Origin of the sequence: Shewanella livingstonensis (assembly GCF_003855395.1) — a bacterium.
Lineage (GTDB): Bacteria > Pseudomonadota > Gammaproteobacteria > Enterobacterales > Shewanellaceae > Shewanella > Shewanella livingstonensis.
The window spans coordinates 1,396,172-1,413,568 of sequence record NZ_CP034015.1 but is presented as its reverse complement, the minus strand read 5'-3'; the positions used below and the strand labels follow the sequence as shown (position 1 = coordinate 1,413,568).

Annotated in this window: 18 protein-coding genes; 9 read left to right on the top strand and 9 right to left on the bottom strand. The window is 42.7% G+C overall.

Features of this window, described 5'->3' with window-relative positions; all coding sequences use genetic code 11:
* The first annotated feature begins 79 nt into the window (after positions 1 to 79).
* From EGC82_RS06120 to EGC82_RS06100, 5 genes are all read left to right on the top strand, one after another.
* Complete coding sequence (locus EGC82_RS06120) at positions 80 to 1,411, top strand: ABC1 kinase family protein (protein WP_124729977.1); 1,332 nt, start codon at positions 80 to 82, stop codon at positions 1,409 to 1,411.
* A 58-nt stretch (positions 1,412 to 1,469) separates the two neighbouring features.
* Positions 1,470 to 2,273 carry a DIM/SIM/IMP family subclass B1 metallo-beta-lactamase gene (gene blaDIM / locus EGC82_RS06115; RefSeq protein ID WP_164839099.1) on the top strand — a complete coding sequence of 268 codons (804 nt, stop codon included), beginning with the start codon at positions 1,470 to 1,472 and terminating at the stop codon, positions 2,271 to 2,273.
* A gap of 112 nt (positions 2,274 to 2,385) precedes the next feature.
* Positions 2,386 to 2,769, top strand: a complete 384-nt coding sequence (locus EGC82_RS06110; RefSeq protein WP_124729975.1) for a VOC family protein — start codon at positions 2,386 to 2,388, stop codon at positions 2,767 to 2,769.
* A gap of 259 nt (positions 2,770 to 3,028) precedes the next feature.
* A complete protein-coding gene (locus EGC82_RS06105; protein ID WP_208646932.1) occupies positions 3,029 to 3,967 on the top strand; it encodes a hypothetical protein in 939 nt (312 codons plus the stop codon).
* Between the two features lie 168 nt (positions 3,968 to 4,135).
* A complete protein-coding gene (locus EGC82_RS06100; protein WP_124729974.1) occupies positions 4,136 to 5,842 on the top strand; it encodes an RluA family pseudouridine synthase in 1,707 nt (568 codons plus the stop codon).
* Positions 5,843 to 6,001: 159 nt separating this feature from the next.
* On the opposite strand, the gene EGC82_RS06095 is transcribed toward EGC82_RS06100, so the two are convergent.
* Positions 6,002 to 6,583: a hypothetical protein gene (locus EGC82_RS06095; protein WP_124729973.1), complete on the bottom strand. Its 582-nt coding sequence runs from the start codon at positions 6,581 to 6,583 to the stop codon at positions 6,002 to 6,004.
* Positions 6,584 to 6,814: 231 nt separating this feature from the next.
* The gene (locus EGC82_RS06090; protein WP_124729972.1) at positions 6,815 to 7,357 is read right to left on the bottom strand and encodes a TetR/AcrR family transcriptional regulator; all 543 of its coding nucleotides are present in this window, start codon (positions 7,355 to 7,357) and stop codon (positions 6,815 to 6,817) included.
* Between the two features lie 130 nt (positions 7,358 to 7,487).
* On the opposite strand from EGC82_RS06090, the gene EGC82_RS06085 reads away from it, so the two are divergent.
* Together EGC82_RS06085 and EGC82_RS06080 are read left to right on the top strand one after the other, a co-directional pair.
* Positions 7,488 to 7,919: a VOC family protein gene (locus tag EGC82_RS06085; protein WP_124729971.1), complete on the top strand. Its 432-nt coding sequence runs from the start codon at positions 7,488 to 7,490 to the stop codon at positions 7,917 to 7,919.
* A gap of 25 nt (positions 7,920 to 7,944) precedes the next feature.
* Positions 7,945 to 8,901, top strand: coding sequence for a pyridoxamine 5'-phosphate oxidase family protein (locus EGC82_RS06080; RefSeq protein ID WP_124729970.1), 957 nt, complete (start codon positions 7,945 to 7,947; stop codon positions 8,899 to 8,901).
* A 26-nt stretch (positions 8,902 to 8,927) separates the two neighbouring features.
* Here the strand turns inward: EGC82_RS06080 and EGC82_RS06075 are convergent, their stop codons facing one another.
* A complete protein-coding gene (locus tag EGC82_RS06075; RefSeq protein WP_124729969.1) occupies positions 8,928 to 9,722 on the bottom strand; it encodes a 2OG-Fe(II) oxygenase family protein in 795 nt (264 codons plus the stop codon).
* 88 nt (positions 9,723 to 9,810) lie between these two features.
* Positions 9,811 to 11,178: an aldehyde dehydrogenase family protein gene (locus EGC82_RS06070; RefSeq protein WP_124729968.1), complete on the bottom strand. Its 1,368-nt coding sequence runs from the start codon at positions 11,176 to 11,178 to the stop codon at positions 9,811 to 9,813.
* Between the two features lie 111 nt (positions 11,179 to 11,289).
* On the opposite strand from EGC82_RS06070, the gene EGC82_RS06065 reads away from it, so the two are divergent.
* Both EGC82_RS06065 and EGC82_RS06060 read left to right on the top strand, forming a co-directional pair.
* Positions 11,290 to 11,646 (top strand): winged helix-turn-helix transcriptional regulator, encoded by a 357-nt coding sequence (locus EGC82_RS06065; RefSeq protein ID WP_124729967.1) that lies wholly within the window; start codon positions 11,290 to 11,292, stop codon positions 11,644 to 11,646.
* A 203-nt stretch (positions 11,647 to 11,849) separates the two neighbouring features.
* Positions 11,850 to 12,668 carry a substrate-binding periplasmic protein gene (locus EGC82_RS06060; protein WP_124729966.1) on the top strand — a complete coding sequence of 273 codons (819 nt, stop codon included), beginning with the start codon at positions 11,850 to 11,852 and terminating at the stop codon, positions 12,666 to 12,668.
* 73 nt (positions 12,669 to 12,741) lie between these two features.
* Here EGC82_RS06060 and cobO read toward each other — a convergent pair whose 3' ends face one another.
* From cobO to cobT, 5 genes are read right to left on the bottom strand one after another with little or no spacing between them, the layout of a single operon-like run.
* Complete coding sequence (gene cobO / locus EGC82_RS06055) at positions 12,742 to 13,407, bottom strand: cob(I)yrinic acid a,c-diamide adenosyltransferase (RefSeq protein WP_124729965.1); 666 nt, start codon at positions 13,405 to 13,407, stop codon at positions 12,742 to 12,744.
* A complete protein-coding gene (locus tag EGC82_RS06050; RefSeq protein ID WP_124732571.1) occupies positions 13,404 to 14,924 on the bottom strand; it encodes a cobyric acid synthase in 1,521 nt (506 codons plus the stop codon). Before EGC82_RS06050 ends, cobO begins: the two co-directional genes overlap by 4 nt.
* Positions 14,925 to 14,977: 53 nt before the next feature.
* Positions 14,978 to 15,508 carry a bifunctional adenosylcobinamide kinase/adenosylcobinamide-phosphate guanylyltransferase gene (gene cobU, locus EGC82_RS06045; RefSeq protein WP_124729964.1) on the bottom strand — a complete coding sequence of 177 codons (531 nt, stop codon included), beginning with the start codon at positions 15,506 to 15,508 and terminating at the stop codon, positions 14,978 to 14,980.
* Entirely contained in the window at positions 15,508 to 16,293 is a 786-nt protein-coding gene (locus EGC82_RS06040; RefSeq protein ID WP_124729963.1) for an adenosylcobinamide-GDP ribazoletransferase, read from the bottom strand. The genes cobU and EGC82_RS06040 overlap by 1 nt, the downstream gene beginning before the upstream one ends.
* 9 nt (positions 16,294 to 16,302) lie before the next feature.
* On the bottom strand, positions 16,303 to 17,358 hold the full coding sequence (gene cobT / locus EGC82_RS06035; protein ID WP_124729962.1) for a nicotinate-nucleotide--dimethylbenzimidazole phosphoribosyltransferase: 1,056 nt from the start codon (positions 17,356 to 17,358) through the stop codon (positions 16,303 to 16,305).
* Positions 17,359 to 17,397 lie beyond the last annotated feature (39 nt).

The following is a 17,397-nucleotide window of genomic DNA, read 5'->3' as shown; positions in this document are numbered from 1 at the left end:
GAACGAAATAATCAACTAAAGCGTACAATGGCTAAAATCGATATAGTACGGTAATAGTGCTGCGACAAAGTGAGAACTGATGAAAAATAATGAAGCCAAAGTGCCAACCAGCCGTTTATCTCGATTATCAAAAATGGGTGGACTGGCTTCACGCTTAGCGGGTAACGTACTGCTTGAAGGCGCAAAACAGTTAAGCCAAGGTAAATCACCCTCAATGCAACAACTGATGATGACACCCTCCAACATTGGCCATGTTGCCGACAAACTTTCACAACTGCGCGGCGCAGCGATGAAAGTAGGCCAGATGTTATCAATGGACGCCGGCGATTTAGTACCTCCCGAGTTAGCGGAAATATTAGCCAAACTGCGTTCAGGCGCTAAAGCCATGCCACATAAACAATTAACTCAGCTATTAGTTGAGCACTGGGGCAGCGATTGGATTACGCCATTTGCTCAATTTGAATTACGCCCTTTTGCCGCAGCCTCTATTGGCCAAGTGCATTTAGCCTATTTAGACACAGGTGAAAAGCTGGCAATTAAGATTCAATATCCCGGTATTAGAGACAGCATCGACAGCGATATCGACAATGTGGCCACCTTATTAAAAGTCTCTCGGCTTATTCCGGCAAATGTTAAACTGGACACCCTATTAGCTGAAGCTAAAGCACAATTGCACAACGAGGCAGACTATCATTTCGAAGCGGATCAAATTGCACTTTATCAACAACAACTGGGCGACGACAGTCATTTTATTGTGCCTAAGGTTTATCAACAACTTAGCAATAACAGTATTTTAACCATGCAGTTTGTTGAAGGCGTGGCTATTGAGTCATTAGTGCAATCACCGCAAGGGGTGCGTGACCAGGTAGCGACCTCGTTAATGGGTTTATGTTTTAAAGAGTTATTTGAGTTTAAATTAGTTCAATCGGATCCCAATTTTGCCAATTTTCAGTATCAAACCGACACTCAAAAAATTGTCTTGTTCGACTTTGGCGCTACCCGAACCATTAGTGATACTTTATCAAATGGCTACCTAGAACTGATGCTCGGGGCTGCACAACAAGACAAAACACAAATGGCATTAGCAGCCAAACAAATTGGTTTTTTTCAAGATTCAATTGATCCTGCCCAGCAGCAATTAATTATTGATATCTTTTATCAAGCTTGCGAACCACTGTGCTTTGATGGCGAATACGATTTTGGCCAAAGTAATTTAGCTAAACGCATTACCCAGGCAGGAAAAGTAATGAGTACTCAACAAAATGAATGGCATACCCCACCTACAGATGCTATTTTTATTCATCGTAAATTAGCAGGTATGTATTTACTGGCGGCAAAACTTAATGCCAAAGTAAACGTAGCAAAATTATTTTCTGTTTATCAAACTAAAACCCATGATAAACCTGTGTAACATGGCTACTTTAGCTTTTATTTCCTCGCCTGTTACCCAGGAAAATATGGACACTGTTATGATTAACCGTAATCTACACCGCTTATGGCGCACTATATGCTTAGCGACCTTTATGCTCAGCTTACCTAGCTATAGTCATGAAGTAGAGCCCACATCGACAACAATCCAATCAGTAACATCCAGCCTTGAAGGCCAATTAAGTATTTCCAAGCTTGCCGATGGCGTGTACTTACATCACTCCTATAAAAATGTCAGTAATTTCGGTTTAGTCGAAGCCAACGGCCTTGTAGTGATTAAGGATAAACAAGCATTTATTATTGATACCCCGTGGACCGACAACGATACCCAAAAATTAGTTGACTGGATAACTCAGCAAGGTTTTATCCCCGTCGCCAGTATTTCAACCCATTCACATCAAGATCGGGCTGGCGGTATCGGTTACCTTAATCGCCAAGGTATTACGACTACAGTGTCCGAAACGACTCAACAAATTTTAACCGAAAATGATAAAACTACCGCTAAAAGTACTTTTACAGGCATGCAATACATTATGAAAACGGATTTAGTCGAAGTGTATGACTTAGGTGCAGGGCATACCAAAGACAACCTAGTGGTATGGCTGCCGACACAGCAAATCTTATTTGGTGGGTGTTTAATAAAATCGCTTAACTCAAGCACATTAGGTTACACAGGTGAAGCGGACTTACAGCAGTGGCCCTTAACTATCGCCAAGGTACAAGCCCAATTTCCTCAAGTAAAAATAGTCGTACCCGGTCATGGACAGGTTGGCGATAAAGCGCTACTTGAGCATACTATCGAGTTACTAATACCAAAAAATGAAACAGTTAATAGCAGCAGTTAGCATTAGCCATCAATAATTAACAACCAACAATTAGCAATCAACATCTACCACAGAAATATGCGATAAATTATTAATCATCGAATTCAATTGAATTCACTCAAGGAGAGTTACCATGTTTAGTCACGTTATGATTGGTGTCAATAACATCGAAACGTCAAAGAAGTTCTACGATGCTATTTTAGCTGAATTAGGCCATGCACCAGGACAAATTGATCCAAAAGGTCGTTGTATTTACATGACGCCAACGGGTATTTTCTTACTCACTAAACCCATTAATGGTGAGCCTGCATGCCATGGTAATGGTACAACGATTGGTTTTGCTGCAGAAACCCCAGCATTAGCAGATGCATGGCATGCTGCAGGTTTAATCAATGGCGGCACAGCGTGTGAAGATGCACCAGGCGTGCGACCTGGACCAGCATTTGACTTATACCTAGCTTATTTACGTGATCCAGATGGTAACAAGATTTGTGCTTTGCACAGAGTGACAAAGTAATCGTTAACTAAGTACTAACAACTCAATAGGCCAAGTCATCGTACTTGGTCTATTTTTATGTAAATAAACCTTTTTTAACGCGATATTGACGAACATATTCGCTTGAATTTAATATCCCAAAAACCACTAATTCCCCCCTAACCTCTTAGATTAAATGCTTTCGCCAACGTAATTAATTGTAAACTTATGGGTATTTTATTGAAGCTCTCAAGGTGAATGTCTAGTATTGAGGACACAATGCATTCAAGTGGAATAACCAATGCAATTTAAAACATTATCATTATTGATATTCGCCAGCTTTACAACAGTCGCAGTGCCACTCGGTTATACCGGTACGGCACACGTTATTGAAGGCCAGGCAACGGTAACAAAAGCTAATTTATTTAGCTGCCAAAATGGTCAGTCGCGTCAATCACCTATTGGCACAAAAACTGATAAAGGCCAAGAATTTTCGGTACCTGCAGCGCTTCAATACCAGGAAAAATATTTCACTGCTGACCTTTATAATGAATGTTCTGGAGTCACTCCTGCATCTTTAGCCGAGGTTGATTTATCGTCAGTACCAGTCATTGAAGTAGACCAAGACGGCGAGATAATTACCGGTTATATTTTTGCCGATAATTACTTTGAGCTGTTTATTAATGGCAAGCTTATTGGCGTTGATCCAATCCCTTTTACGCCATTTAATTCCAATATCGTCCGATTTAAAGTCAAAAAGCCTTATGACATTGCAATCAAAGTCGTCGATTGGGAAGAAAACTCAGGACTGGGAACAGAGAATAATCGCGGTAAACAATATCATCCTGGCGACGGCGGCTTAATTGCCAGCTTCTCCGATGGCACAGTAACGAACTCCGATTGGTCAGCGCAAACATTTTATACTGCACCCATTTATGACTTAAGTTGCGCCACAGAAAAAGGCCAACAACGATTAACTAAACGTTGTGACACCGAAGGTAGAGATAGCTACGACAAAGCTTATTCGCTTCACTGGCAAATATCTCAAGATTGGCAAACGAATAATGAATACGTCACTTGGCCCAAATCGGTTGAATTTACTGAACAACAAATTGGCGTAGATAACAAAAAAGCCTATATGAATTTTCAACAGCAATTTTCAGGTGCGGGGGCAGCGTTCATTTGGTCAAGCAATGTCATCCTAGATAACCTGGTATTGTTTAGGTATCAGGTTAAATAGCCAAGCTATTACTCATTAAGGATGCTAATAATATTGGCATCCTTTTTCTATAATGGCTGTATTAGCATCTTTCTCTGTCAAAAAGAGCCCAACAGCAGAACACTTATAGATGCATCACAAGCCGCTACGAGGTAAAATAGCCGCCCTTTGGTGCTGTGAGTGTGTGTAATGGCTGTTAACAATACGTGTTTTATTCCTTTTAATGACAGTATTGCCGATCACCGCTTGCCAGAGTCGTTTACCTTTCCGTTTTATTATCAACCACATCCAATATGTTTACAGGCCGCAGAGCAGTTACAACAAGAGTTACTTAATCCGAATCCTTGGCAACATAACTTTGGTTTAGACAGCAAAAACGATCGCGGTATGGTGATTGGTAAAATGTTTGGTGTGCTAGTGGTGAACAATGCACAAGGGCAACTTGGTTTTCTCGCCGCATTTTCTGGTAAATTAGCCGATCAAAATATCTTGCCGCCCTTTGTACCGCCAGTGTTTGATATGCTGACTCAAGACAGTTTTTTTAGCGCTGAAAATAAGCAAATCAACCACATAAACCAGCAACTAAACCAACATCAAGCCGACCCTTTATTAGCGACGTTAACCGCCCAATTTGCTGAGCAACAACAGCAAGCGAGTACTGAACTGGAGCAATTACGCAAGGTAATTGTTGCAAGCCGTATACAGCGTAAAATAGAACGAGAGCAAGCCGATACAGCATTATTACAAGCGCATATCAGTACCAATGAGCATAAAACATTGTCGATTGAATTAAGCCGTCAAAGCGTGCAGCAAAAACATCAGCTTAATGCATTAAAGCAGCAATGGCAGGCACAAATAGAGGTAACACAATCACAACTTGGTACTTTGCAACAACAGATTAAACAGTTAAAAAATCAGCGCAAACAGCTGTCAAATAGCTTACAAAAAAAACTCTTTTCCCAATATCAGTTTTTAAATACCTTAGGCGAGGCGAGAGATTTAAACACTATTTTTAACGATGCTCCTAACCATCTACCACCGGCAGGTGCAGGCGAGTGCGCCGCGCCTAAGTTATTACAATACGCCTTTAGCCATCAATTAACGCCTATCGCAATGGCCGAGTTTTGGTGGGGTTCATCACCCAAGTCCGAAATAAAACAACACCAAAATTACTACCCTGCTTGCCATGGAAAATGCCGCCCCATTTTAACCCATATGTTAGCGGGCATGCAGGTTGATGATGACCCTTTACTGGTTAACCCTGGTAAAGACTCACAGATTGATATTATTTATCAAGATGAAGCGCTGGTGATTATTAACAAGCCAGCGGAACTGTTATCGGTGCCGGGCAAAAATATCACCGACAGCGTGTTTAGCCGCATGCAGCAACTGTTCCCAGATGCCACTGGCCCATTAATTGTCCATCGCTTAGATATGTCGACCTCGGGTTTGATGGTGATAGCGTTAACCAAAGAGGCGAACAAAGCCTTACAGCAGCAATTTATTCAACGCAGCATTACTAAGCGTTATATCGCCTTGATAGAAGGCAGCCCAGATAACAATCAAGGCGACATAAGCTTGCCACTTCGGGTCGATTTAGACGATAGGCCAAAACAGCTGGTATGTTATGAACACGGCAAACATGCCGAAACATTTTGGCAAGTATATCAACGACAAGGGCTGCGCACCTTAGTGTATTTATATCCTAAAACCGGACGTACGCATCAGTTACGCATGCATTGTGCCCATCACGATGGCCTGCATATGCCCATTGTGGGCGATGACTTATACGGGGTTGCTACTAACCGTTTGCATTTACACGCCCAATATTTGGCGCTAACGCATCCAATAACAGGTGAAGCTAGGGTATTTGAAGTAAAAGCAGATTTTGAATAGCGCATGAGTATTAATACCGAATCGCATTGAGTTAACAGCTGAGTCTTCGAACGCTTAAAGCTTTTAAAGCTATCAGAACTATCACAAACAATAAAACCGATATTGAATGAACAATATCGGTTTTGACTATAGCGTTAGCTATACGTTTTGAACGGCTAATTAGAAGTTGCTTGGTTGCTCTTCTAAATGCATTTGCTCTACCAAACCTTGCCCAGTTCGTTGCTGATACTTAGATTCAGCTTGCTGCATTCTAGAGCGTCCGCTGGTCAAAAGTGCTTGACCTTGCTCTGTTTCACTTTGGCCTTCAGCAACATTAGTATTACCGTCTTCGATAAGTTCTTTACCGTCGACGTACTTGTCGTCAGCATCTTCCCAAGCGTCAGCAATGTCATCTAATTTATCCACAAGTGCTGCAGCACGCTTACCATTTTGAGTGCCCGTTAACGAGCTCGCCATTGATTGGAATGATTGACGTTGCTTCTGCGCTTCTTCTCTGGCTTGTGCCATCAGCTTTTCGCCTTCACGAATTTGCGAATTACCTTTTGCCATTGCTTTGCGACCATCAGCTAAAAATTCATCACCTTTTTTAACGTCTTTTTGACCTTGTTCCCATTGCTGCGATAAGTCGATATGCTTTTCGCTTTCAGCTTTTACTTTTGAAGCAAAATTATTCTGAGGTGTGGCACATCCAGACATACCAACAACACCAACTACTAACAAACTACAAAGTACTGTTCTCATTTAACGCCTCCATTATACGGGGGTGGAATCGGCGCAATTAAACAGCTTCGCAACAAAAAATGCAAGTACTGTATAACATTAAATCGTGTTAATAAAACCCACTGCCTTCGCGGTATAGTAGCATTAACAACTGAATTCAAATCGTTCAAAAACAACAAAACTATCTAGCTTTAAATTCGAATTACAACAACTATTTAACCTAGCATCTGCCATATTAATCGTTGGAGCAATCTAGTCGATTCTCAGGATAAGCATAGCCATATTTTTTGCCATTAACGCCGATGTTTTTATGCCTCGGGTATGGGCCATCACTATCGAACCTTCGATCAATAAGCCTATTTGATCCGCTTTATCTGCATCTTGTGGAGGTAATTGTGCGCGAATAAGTTCGGCAATGGCTTGTTTATGTTGCGCCGAAAATACATGTATCGGGTTGTGCGCATCGGCATATTCCGCACTGGCATTAATAAAATTGCAGCCAAAAAAACGCTCGCCATTAAACCAGTCATTTAACGCATCAAAAATAGCCAGCACACCAGACTCACCCGCTTGAACCGCAGCATCTACTTTAACGTTAATTGAAGTAAGCACTTGTTGATGACGTTGCTGTAATGCCGCCAGAATTAACTCATCTTTGCTACGAAAATGTTTATACAGCGTCGCTTTAGACACACCTGATTGCGCCAAAATTAAATCAATGCCAGTCGCGTGGTAACCCTGCTGGTTAAATAACCCTAACGCAGTGTCGATCAAATGTTGTTTTCTGGGTTGCATGGCAATCTACCTCTATGGCTAAAAGTAAATTATAACAACTTTTAGCTTGACGTAAACAGTTCTGTTCACCTACGATAGTGTACAGACTTGTTCACCAACAACTAACACTCACCAATTAAGGGTTATAACTATGTGCAGCACAACCACTGATCCAAACTCAAGTACAACATCTTTTAGCACGTTAGGCATTCATCATCTCGGCCTAAGCGTGCCAGACATTAAACAAACAGCCGCATTTTTCATCGACCAATTGCATTTTAAGCCAGTGGGTGAAAAACCAGACTATCCAGCTATTTTTGTATCCGACGGCACCATTATGCTAACGCTATGGCAACTTAATGAGACTAACCAAATAGTCGGTTTTGACCGCCACAATAACGTAGGCTTACATCATTTTGCGCTAAAATTGGCTAGCCTTGAGCAGCTGCAACACATACATCAACGACTCGCTATGCTTGATAATGTAGACATTGAGTTTGCCCCAGAGCCATTAGGCGACTTACCGATTCATCACATGATGTGCACCATTCCCGGTGGTATTAGGCTTGAATTAATCGCCTAATCACGCGGTTGCATAAGGAAAAACAATGGACAAGCAACTGGCGCCTAGCTGGCATCAAGGTGAGCTAATCATGCAACAGCGAGCAGGAACCGATAAGCGCATGGCCGATATTGGACCTAAGTTTATTCGTCAATATCTGCCGCAACAGCATCGAGATTTTTTCGACTCACTGTCGATGATATTCATCGGCTATGCCGAACAACCATTGCACACCAATGCCAGTGTATTATTCGGTGCGCCAGGCTTTGTTCGATCGATTACCGATACAGAATTAGTGATAAACACTCAATATTCGATGGGTGATTTTATTAACCAGAATCTTAATGTAGGTGATCGGATCGGCTTATTAGGCATCGTTTTTGAAACCAAAAGACGCAACCGCATTAATGGCATTATTACCGACATTAATCAAAAAAGTATTTGCGTCAACGTATTACAAAGCTATGGTAATTGTCCAAAGTACATTCAACCCAAAGCGTTTATCCCTAATCGTAATTATGGTGAATTTTCGAGGTCAACACGTTACCAACTCAGCCCGACAGATAAACAACTTATTAGCAATGCAGATACTTTTTTTATTAGCAGTCGTTTTGATGATGGCCAGCAACTGAATAATCGTGGTGCCGATATTTCCCATCGTGGCGGTCCAGCAGGTTTTGTATCGATAAATGAGCAAGGACAATTACTGGTGAATGATTATGTCGGCAATGGTTTTTTTAATACCTTAGGTAACTTGCTCGAAAATCCCATTACCAGCTTATTATTTTGTGATTGGCAACAAGGGCATGCATTACACATAACGGTATCGAGTCAGATAATTTGGCAGGAGATAGAGCAAACAAACAGTGCAGAACTAGCAAATACAACAGATACACAGAGTAAAGACGCTGTCACCCAAACTGAGCGAACCTTGTGCTTTACCCCGCTAAAAGTAGAACAACTCATCAACGGGCTGGCTTATCGTCAAGCCAACCTGTTGTAATAACCTATGTTATAAGATTACCAGTGCTATAACTCAAACAATACATCGGTGCGAATAATGTATTTAATCCCTTGGTAAATAGGTTCAGAACTGTGAATACAATGCAGCGGATGCATTCCATGGGGGAAACACAGCACGCTGCCTGCAGGCGTTCTTACATCAACATTTTTTACATTATCGCCATGTTTAGCAGGTAAATGCGGATTGTCAGCGTTAACTAAAAATCGGGTTGCCCCACCTTCAAAGTCTTCTGTGAGTAAGATTAAAAAGGTTAATTGACTATAGCGATCGCCAAAAGCATCGCGCACTAATTCACCATCAATAACTTGGCTGCCCGGCCAAGAACCATCCGAATGCGGCTTAAAATAATCACCTTGGTTATAGCGATAAAAACGAAAACGATTATTTAAACCTAACGCCGCTTTGCCATCAAAAATGCCCAAGTTATCGTCCATTATATGCTTAATTCTATTCCATATAATTTGCTCGGTAGTATTATCAACCACCCAGGTTAAACTGTCGTTATGGCGCACATGACGCGGCAACGACACTGCAGCATCGGGTAAAAAGCCCATGGTCTCGCTCACAGTAATCAAGCGTTTACACTCATCGGCCGACAATACATTGAGTAATTGAAACGCCCCTGGCACTTCGGCTAACATTTTTTTGCTCACTTGCAACGGCTCAGTTTCAGTCAGTGCTACATCATTAAGCTGGGCGATATTGGCTTTATGATTAGCCCATGTTGGCAGCGCAGGATGCTCAGCGCCGGGTTCATGCGCCACCACAAAATAATCTGCATTTACGTTTGTTGTGTTCATTTATTATTTACCTTTAAACCTTAATCTAAATCTTATTATCTAAATCTTAGCGAAACCTTTAATAGGCCTACTCATAGCGCCGCTAAAATTAGTAACTCATGACTCTCACTTGAGCAAATTGGCGATGCCCTGCAGCAGTACCATGAAAACCTAAACCACTTTGCTTTGCACCAACCCAAGGTGCATTACCCGCACCAGCACCTTGGTTAACGCCAACCATGCCCGCTTCAAGTTGCTCGGCAACGGCTTTTGCACCTTGGCCGCCAAATACCACTGCAGCTAAACCATATTGGCTATCGTTAGCTCGATAAATGGCTTCAGCAATATCACTAAAGCGACTAATTGCGACTACTGGACCAAAAGTTTCTTCGCGTTCAAGCTGCATGTCTGGGGTTATTCCGCTCACTACTGTCGGTTGAATAAACGGTAATGAGTAGTCATCGCTACCCAATAAAAACTGTGCACCTTTGGCTTTCGCGTCTTGCAATTGTTGCAACACTTTTTGATGTTGCGCAGGGTTAACCATAGGGCCTATATTCACCTGTGCTTGGTCCCACTTACCCACTTGATAGCGGCTGGCCATGGCGACAACTTTTTGTTCAAACTCATCAGCAATACGCTCATCCACATAGACTCGCTCTGTTGAAGTACACATCTGTCCGGCATTTTCAAACGAACTGGCAACCGCGAATCTCACCGCGGCATCAATATTGGCTGTGGCCATCACTATCATAGGGTCGTTACCGCCTAACTCCATGACGAGACGCTTTAAGCCCGGTGCTGCATTGGCCATAATATGCTTACCTGCCGCCATCGACCCCGTAAACGCCACCATATTAATGTCTGCCGCCACCAATGCTTGGCCAAGCGCTTTGTCGCCTTGAGCAAGTTGCAGCACATTTGTTGGCAACACCTTATTTAAGGTATTGATAAATAATTCAGCAACTAATGGCGTTTCTTCTGACGGTTTTAGTATCACACTGTTACCAGCCATCAGCGCCGGCATTAACAAGTTATTCGCCATGGCTAACGGATAGTTCCAAGGGGAAATAACCGCAACAACGCCTAATGGTCGATATTGTAATTCGGTGCGGTTATCAAGTTTCTCTGTCGTTAATGCATCGCTTATTTCACCGGTAAAATAAGGCGCATTTTGTATCGTACCGCCTACTTCGTAAGTCGCGCGGCGATAATCTTTACCCATTTCTTGGCTGATTAATGATGCAAGCTCATCTTGCACGGCCTCAAGCTGCTGGTAGGCTTTAACAACATACTGTTGACGTTCAATAAGCGACAAACTCGCCCAGCTTTTTTGGGCCATCCGGGCATTAGCGACCACTTCTGGTAATTGAGATATCGCTAAGATTTCAACACTGCCAACCGCAGTGGCTTCAATTTGTTCGCCACCAGCAACCTTGTGATAACTCGAGGGATCGTAAGAGGTTAATACTGCCATGAAGACACATTCCTTAAATGGAAAAAAATGGAGTTATTCTAATTAACGCCTATTCTGATACAATGGGATACAAAAGCAACCAGTATACTTTTAGTAACCTAGGTGTAAACATTGAAAACAACAATTGAAACAATGGATAACGGCCAGAAAAAAGTTATTAACCCTTGTGCCGAACCCTGCTCGGTAGAGCGCGGTATGCGAGTATTAGGCGGTAAATGGAAAGCATCGATTTTATGGCATTTACAAGATGGGCCGGTGCGCTTTAATGATCTAACACGCATGTTGGGCGGTGCCAGTAAGAAAATGGTCGACCAACGTCTTAAAGAATTAGAAACGCAAGGATTGGTGACACGCCATGTCATTAGTGATCGGCCAATAGCGGTGTCTTATACCATTACTGAACTTGGCCGTACTGCATTGGATATTTTAGAGCGCTTAAAAGAGTGGGCAGAAGAATACGTAATATAATTCAATTTCCACATCGCAATAATCTATAGGGCGCCAACAAAAATGGTGTTGCAACAATTGCTTAGTTAAATCGATTAGAGTAAAAACACTAATTAGTAAAATAAGTGTGACACTGATCAATAAATTATAATCGTTCCGTACGTTCATATCCCTGCCAACATGCTATAAAATCCGCCGTTGATTCAGAACTAGGTAACCCATCAATGCTCAGGTATATAGCCACAATTATTGTATTTGCTGCCGCAACACTGATCTCGCCAGCTATCAGTGCAACACAAAAAGTGACTTTTTACACCGAGACTTACCCTCCATTTCAAGCCATTGACGCTCAGGGGGATTTTGTCGGCTTTGCCATAGATATTTTACAGGCAACTCAAGCATACCTAAACTTTGATATTGATATCCAAATGCAACCCTGGAGTCGGGCATATCGAAATGCTAAAAAGCATCCTAATACGTTTATTTTTTCGATTGGCAGAACCGATAAACGCTTAGCGTACTTTAAATGGGTGAGTGATTTTTACACGGTACAAGATGCGATATATAAAAGAACGACTAGGACTGATATCAATATTTTAAGTACCAAAGACGTGCATAATTACAGTTTGGCGTTATCACGCGATGATGTGTCTTTTGATCGCTTAAACATTGATCCCAACCATACAAATGTCTATATAGTCGGTAATCAAGCCACTGCTGTTAAAATGCTTAACTTCGGCAGAATTGATTTAAATTACAACAATCAAATTGGTTTTAGAGAAGCCGTTCAGGCTTTGGGCATTAACCAAGACGAATTCACACCAGCCTATATTATTAGTCAAATGTCATTAGGATTAGCCACTCATAAAGACACTAATAGCGAGCTGTATAATCAGATGCTACAGGCGTTTGACACTATTAAACAAAACGGCGAATTTGATCATATTGTGGCGAAGTGGTTTCCAGAATCTATCGACACCAGCATTAACCTAGGTGTAGAAACCAATACAAACAAAATAAGCCGTAAATGGGCGGCTAAATAAAAGGTTAAATTGAGCGATAATTTAGCCTAGATTGTCGCTAAAACCAATGTATGGGTTCAGCGACAGAGATTATTTAATAATCAAATCCTAATTGCGCTTTAATGCCGTCATTAAACGCATGCTTAATCGGTTGCACTTCACTTACGGTATCGGCTAATTCGATAATGTCACGATGACAAGCGCGGCCGGTGATAATCACGTGTTGCATCGCTGGGCGATTTCTAAGTGCCGTTAACACCCGCTCAAGTTCGATATAATGATAACTGACCATATAAGTTAGCTCATCAAGCAACACCATGTTAATCGATTCATCTTTCAGTAGTTTTTCAGCTTCAAGCCAAGCTTCCATGGCCGCTTGGGTATCTTTCTCTTTATCTTGAGTTTCCCAGGTAAAGCCAGTGCCCATGACATGAAACGGTACACCTGCGCCTTCTAACAAGTTACGCTCGCCACAAGCCCAGGTGCCTTTAATAAACTGCACTACAGCCGCTTTATGACCATGACCGACAGCGCGAGCAACCGAGCCAAAACCAGAGGTTGATTTACCTTTGCCATTGCCGGTTAGCACTAACAAAATGCCTTTTTCATCTTGTGCGGCAGCAATTTTGGCATCCACGCCCACTTTAACCTTCTGTTGACGGACTTTATGACGATCCGCTTTTACGGCATCGTGTGAACTGGCTTGGGTAGTGTCGCTGCTCGTTGAATTTGTGGTGTTTTCATCAAGATGATTTGTCATGCAATTATTCCTGTCAAAGTGTTTATATCCAAATGCGTCTCTAGCACGTCGGCAAGACGTTCAAGTTGCTGCTCGCGGATCTGATTAATATCAATATGTTGTGCATCGGCTAAACCTGCCCAACCTAAAATGAGTTGGCAAGCCTGCGGTGAATCAAATAAACCGTGTACATAAGTGGCTAAAATTTGTTGATCGTCACTGACAATACCATCAAGCTTTACGGTAGCAAGAGGTTGGTCGGCCACTGGTTCAATCGACAATGGTTCAATCGACAATGGCTGAGTAACGCCCTGTTGGGAAAGTAAGGACTCACCACAATGGATTTCATAACCGCTAAACTCGACCTGTTGTTGCTGTAAACGTAAGTGACCCCTTACTTGGGTTAAGGTTTTACTGGCAGTTAATACGGTACGGATCGGTAATAAGCCCAATCCGATACTGGATCCTGCGCTACCTTCAATCCCCAAAGGATCATCTATTAATTCGCCCAGCATTTGATATCCGCCGCAAATACCAATCACTTTACCGCCATAGCGCAAATGATTTTTAAGGCGTATATCCCAACCTTGCTGACGCATAAAGGCTAAATCACTGCGGACATTTTTACTGCCAGGTAACATAATTACATCAGCATTTGGCCAGCTCGCACCGCAGCTATCACTTTGCATGCTGACATAATGAAAATCAATTTGGGGATGTAAGCGCAGTGGATCAAAGTCAGTATGATTACTGATCCTTGGGAACACTAATACTAATACGGTTAACCGAGCTTGGTTAGATAATGAGTGGGTAGGCGCGTCAATCAGTGCATCTTCGGCGTCTAAATGTAAGTCGTGTAAATAAGGAAGCACGCCTAATACGGGTTTTTGGGTATAGGCTTCAAGCCAGTCGATACCCGGCTGCAACAAGCTAATGTCGCCGCGAAAACGATTAATAACAAACCCTTTAACCCGCGCTTGTTCAGACGGACTTAATAGCGCTAGTGTGCCCACTAAATGCGCGAACACGCCACCTTTATCAATATCGGCAATAATGATTACCGGACAATCAGCCACTTCAGCAAAGCCCATATTGGCAATATCGCCTTCACGCAAATTGATTTCAGCTGGGCTGCCAGCACCTTCAATCACCACCAGCGAATAGCGCTGCTGTAAGCGCGAGTAAGACTGCATCACTGCCGCTAACGCTAAGGTTTTATATCCTTGGCTTTGAGGTCCGAAAAAGGCTTTCGCGTCTAATGTACTTAACGCTTTACCGTGAATAATTACTTGGGCGCTAGTATCTGAGCTTGGCTTTAATAATACCGGGTTAAAATCGGTATGAGGTGCGACACCACAAGCAATGGCTTGCAGTGCTTGTGCTCGGCCAATTTCGCCGCCATCAATGGTAACAGCACTGTTTAACGCCATATTTTGTGGTTTAAACGGCGCAACATTAACACCCTGGCGGGCAAACAGGCGGCATAATCCAGCTACAAGGGTGCTTTTACCCGCATCAGAAGTGGTGCCTTGCACCATTAATGCGCCCGATATGTTATCTATTGAAGGGATGACAGCAAGTGAAGCCAACACTAGGCCTTTAACACTAAAGGAAGCCCCGCGACCACTAAAGTCACTTGGTCTGATATCGCGGCCACCGCTTGATTTAACCAACCGGCTTCATCAACAAAACGGCGGTTTAGCTCGCCCATAGGCACAATACCTGAGCCTACTTCATTGCTCACTAACACCACATCGCTTTGTAAAGATGTCAAACTGTCCAGCAGTAATATTTTTTGCGTAGCCCACGAAGCGCCATCATCTAACAATAAATGATTGGTTAATAATAACGTGAGGCAATCGAGCAGTATGACTTGCTGTGGTTTATCAATGGCTACCAAGGTTTGGGCTATATCAAAAGCTTGTTCATGCAGTGTCCAGCCATGGGGGCTGGACACTCTATCTTGTTGGTGTTGGTGAATACGTTGCGACATTTCAGTATCCAACGCGGTTGCCGTTGCTAAATACACGCATTGATAACCAATAGCGGCATATTCGGCAACGCATTGCTCAGCAAAGCGACTTTTACCGCTGCGCGCACCGCCCAACACCAAATGAATCATTAGCTTAACCCAACTGCTAAAATAACTAAGTAACAACACACTTCGCTAATTTGTTGCGCTGCGCCTAACGTGTCGCCGGTGTAACCGCCAATTTGTTTACGGAAAAAGCCACCTAACAAAATACGCACTAACCACAAGGTAATAAACAATACAAAAGCAGCGACCCCATTAAGCCATAACAACACAAAAATACCGCTAGCAATCAAAATGAATAAATCGTTTAACTGTCGATTTTGCGCAATCGGTTTCGACTTGCTGCTGTCGTCATCGCGAACATATTGTTCACTAAAAATTAAGCTAGAAGCTACCACTCGACTTAATGTATGGCCCGCCACCAGCGCACTTACTGCAGCCATTGGGCTGTATAACGCTAACTCGACTAACAATTGCCACTTTAGTAATAACACCAAACCCAATGCTAAAGCACCATAACTGCCCAAACGCGAATCTTTCATGATCCGCAGTTTATCTTCTACCGTCCAACCGCCACCAAAACCGTCAGCTGTGTCGGCTAAACCGTCTTCATGAAATGCTCCAGTGATTAATACACCGGCCACCATCGACAGTAAAATAGCAATACTTGCCGGTAAAATCAGCTGAGCTAACCAAAACACTAATGCACAAATTAACCCAATCACTAAACCGACCAAGCCAAAATAACGGCTGGCTTTGTTTAGTTTGTCATTGTCTATTACTACCCACGATGGAACTGGGATCCGAGTAAAAAAACTCATCGCCACAAAAAATAAATTTAACTGCCGCAACCACTTTATCTCGCCAGACATGTTGTACCCTTAAACCACATTATTAACACCAGCATCATCGAAACTGGCCATTTGATTGTAAAAATTAATTGCAGCTTGAATTAACGGTAACGCTAACGCAGCGCCAGTGCCTTCTCCAAGTCTTAATCCCAGCGACAACAATGGTGTAGCTTGTAGCTGTTGTAACAGAAGCTTATGTCCCTGCTCTTGCGACTCATGAGCAAAGATTAAATAGTCTCTTGATTGTGGGGATAATGTTACCGCAACTAATGCTGCAGCAGTAGCGATAAAACCATCTATCATCACTAATATTTTTTGTTCCGCAGCCGCCAAAATCGCCCCGGTCATTTGTACTATTTCAAAACCGCCCACGTGAGCCAAAATAGCCTCAGGAGAAATTAACTCATGTTGATGTAATTCAAGTGCTTGATTAATTAATTGGCTTTTAATTTTCAGCGTTGCATCATCAATTCCAGTGCCTCTACCAACACATAACTCAACATCAATATTGAGCATAGCTGACATTACCGCAGTCGCGGCTGAAGTATTGCCAATCCCCATTTCGCCTAAGGCAATCAGGTTGCAACCCTCATCCACATGACGGCTAACCAATTGGCGAGCAAACTCAAACCCTTGGGCTACTTGTTCAAGCCCCATTGCAGCCGTTAAATGCATTGCGTTAGTGCCAGCGCCTAAGCGCTGATTTATAACGTTGGTTTGGCCACTAAGCGCTTGTAATATGCCGCAATCAATTATTTCTAACTCAAACCCAACTTGGCGACAAAAAACATTAATGGCTGCACCGCCTTGAACAAAGTTATGCACCATTTGGGTAGTCACTTCACTCGGTGCAATCGACACTCCGTAAGCGGCAATACCGTGGTCGGCAGCAAACACCAGCATGGTCGGTTTATTGATGTGCAGTGGTGTGCTTAACCGCTGTTGATTACCACTATACTGCACTCGAGCAATCTGTAATGCCAATGATTCTAGTTGCCCTAAAGCTCCCAGCGGTTTAGTTTTTTGATTAATCTTATGCTCAATGATGCTATCAACATCTGGGTTAACGGCTTCTATTACAAACATTACCACTCCAATAACTCGGGCGAAGAAATATCAACATAA

Bases quoted from the DNA above. Each gene is read 5' to 3' on its own strand.
- EGC82_RS06070 (WP_124729968.1), bottom strand. From the start codon at position 11,178: ATGGCAGTATTAACCTCTTACGATCCCTCGAGTTATCACAAGGTTGCT.
- cobU (WP_124729964.1), bottom strand. From the start codon at position 15,508: ATGATTCATTTGGTGTTGGGCGGTGCGCGCAGCGGTAAAAGTCGCTTT.
- EGC82_RS06040 (WP_124729963.1), bottom strand. From the start codon at position 16,293: ATGTCTGGCGAGATAAAGTGGTTGCGGCAGTTAAATTTATTTTTTGTG.
- EGC82_RS06075 (WP_124729969.1), bottom strand. From the start codon at position 9,722: ATGAACACAACAAACGTAAATGCAGATTATTTTGTGGTGGCGCATGAA.
- EGC82_RS06080 (WP_124729970.1), top strand. From the start codon at position 7,945: ATGGACAAGCAACTGGCGCCTAGCTGGCATCAAGGTGAGCTAATCATG.
- EGC82_RS06085 (WP_124729971.1), top strand. From the start codon at position 7,488: ATGTGCAGCACAACCACTGATCCAAACTCAAGTACAACATCTTTTAGC.
- EGC82_RS06090 (WP_124729972.1), bottom strand. From the start codon at position 7,357: ATGCAACCCAGAAAACAACATTTGATCGACACTGCGTTAGGGTTATTT.
- EGC82_RS06100 (WP_124729974.1), top strand. From the start codon at position 4,136: ATGGCTGTTAACAATACGTGTTTTATTCCTTTTAATGACAGTATTGCC.
- EGC82_RS06105 (WP_208646932.1), top strand. From the start codon at position 3,029: ATGCAATTTAAAACATTATCATTATTGATATTCGCCAGCTTTACAACA.
- EGC82_RS06120 (WP_124729977.1), top strand. From the start codon at position 80: ATGAAAAATAATGAAGCCAAAGTGCCAACCAGCCGTTTATCTCGATTA.
- blaDIM (WP_164839099.1), top strand. From the start codon at position 1,470: ATGATTAACCGTAATCTACACCGCTTATGGCGCACTATATGCTTAGCG.
- EGC82_RS06110 (WP_124729975.1), top strand. From the start codon at position 2,386: ATGTTTAGTCACGTTATGATTGGTGTCAATAACATCGAAACGTCAAAG.
- cobT (WP_124729962.1), bottom strand. From the start codon at position 17,358: ATGTTTGTAATAGAAGCCGTTAACCCAGATGTTGATAGCATCATTGAG.
- EGC82_RS06095 (WP_124729973.1), bottom strand. From the start codon at position 6,583: ATGAGAACAGTACTTTGTAGTTTGTTAGTAGTTGGTGTTGTTGGTATG.
- EGC82_RS06050 (WP_124732571.1), bottom strand. From the start codon at position 14,924: ATGGTGCAAGGCACCACTTCTGATGCGGGTAAAAGCACCCTTGTAGCT.
- cobO (WP_124729965.1), bottom strand. From the start codon at position 13,407: ATGACAAATCATCTTGATGAAAACACCACAAATTCAACGAGCAGCGAC.
- EGC82_RS06060 (WP_124729966.1), top strand. From the start codon at position 11,850: ATGCTCAGGTATATAGCCACAATTATTGTATTTGCTGCCGCAACACTG.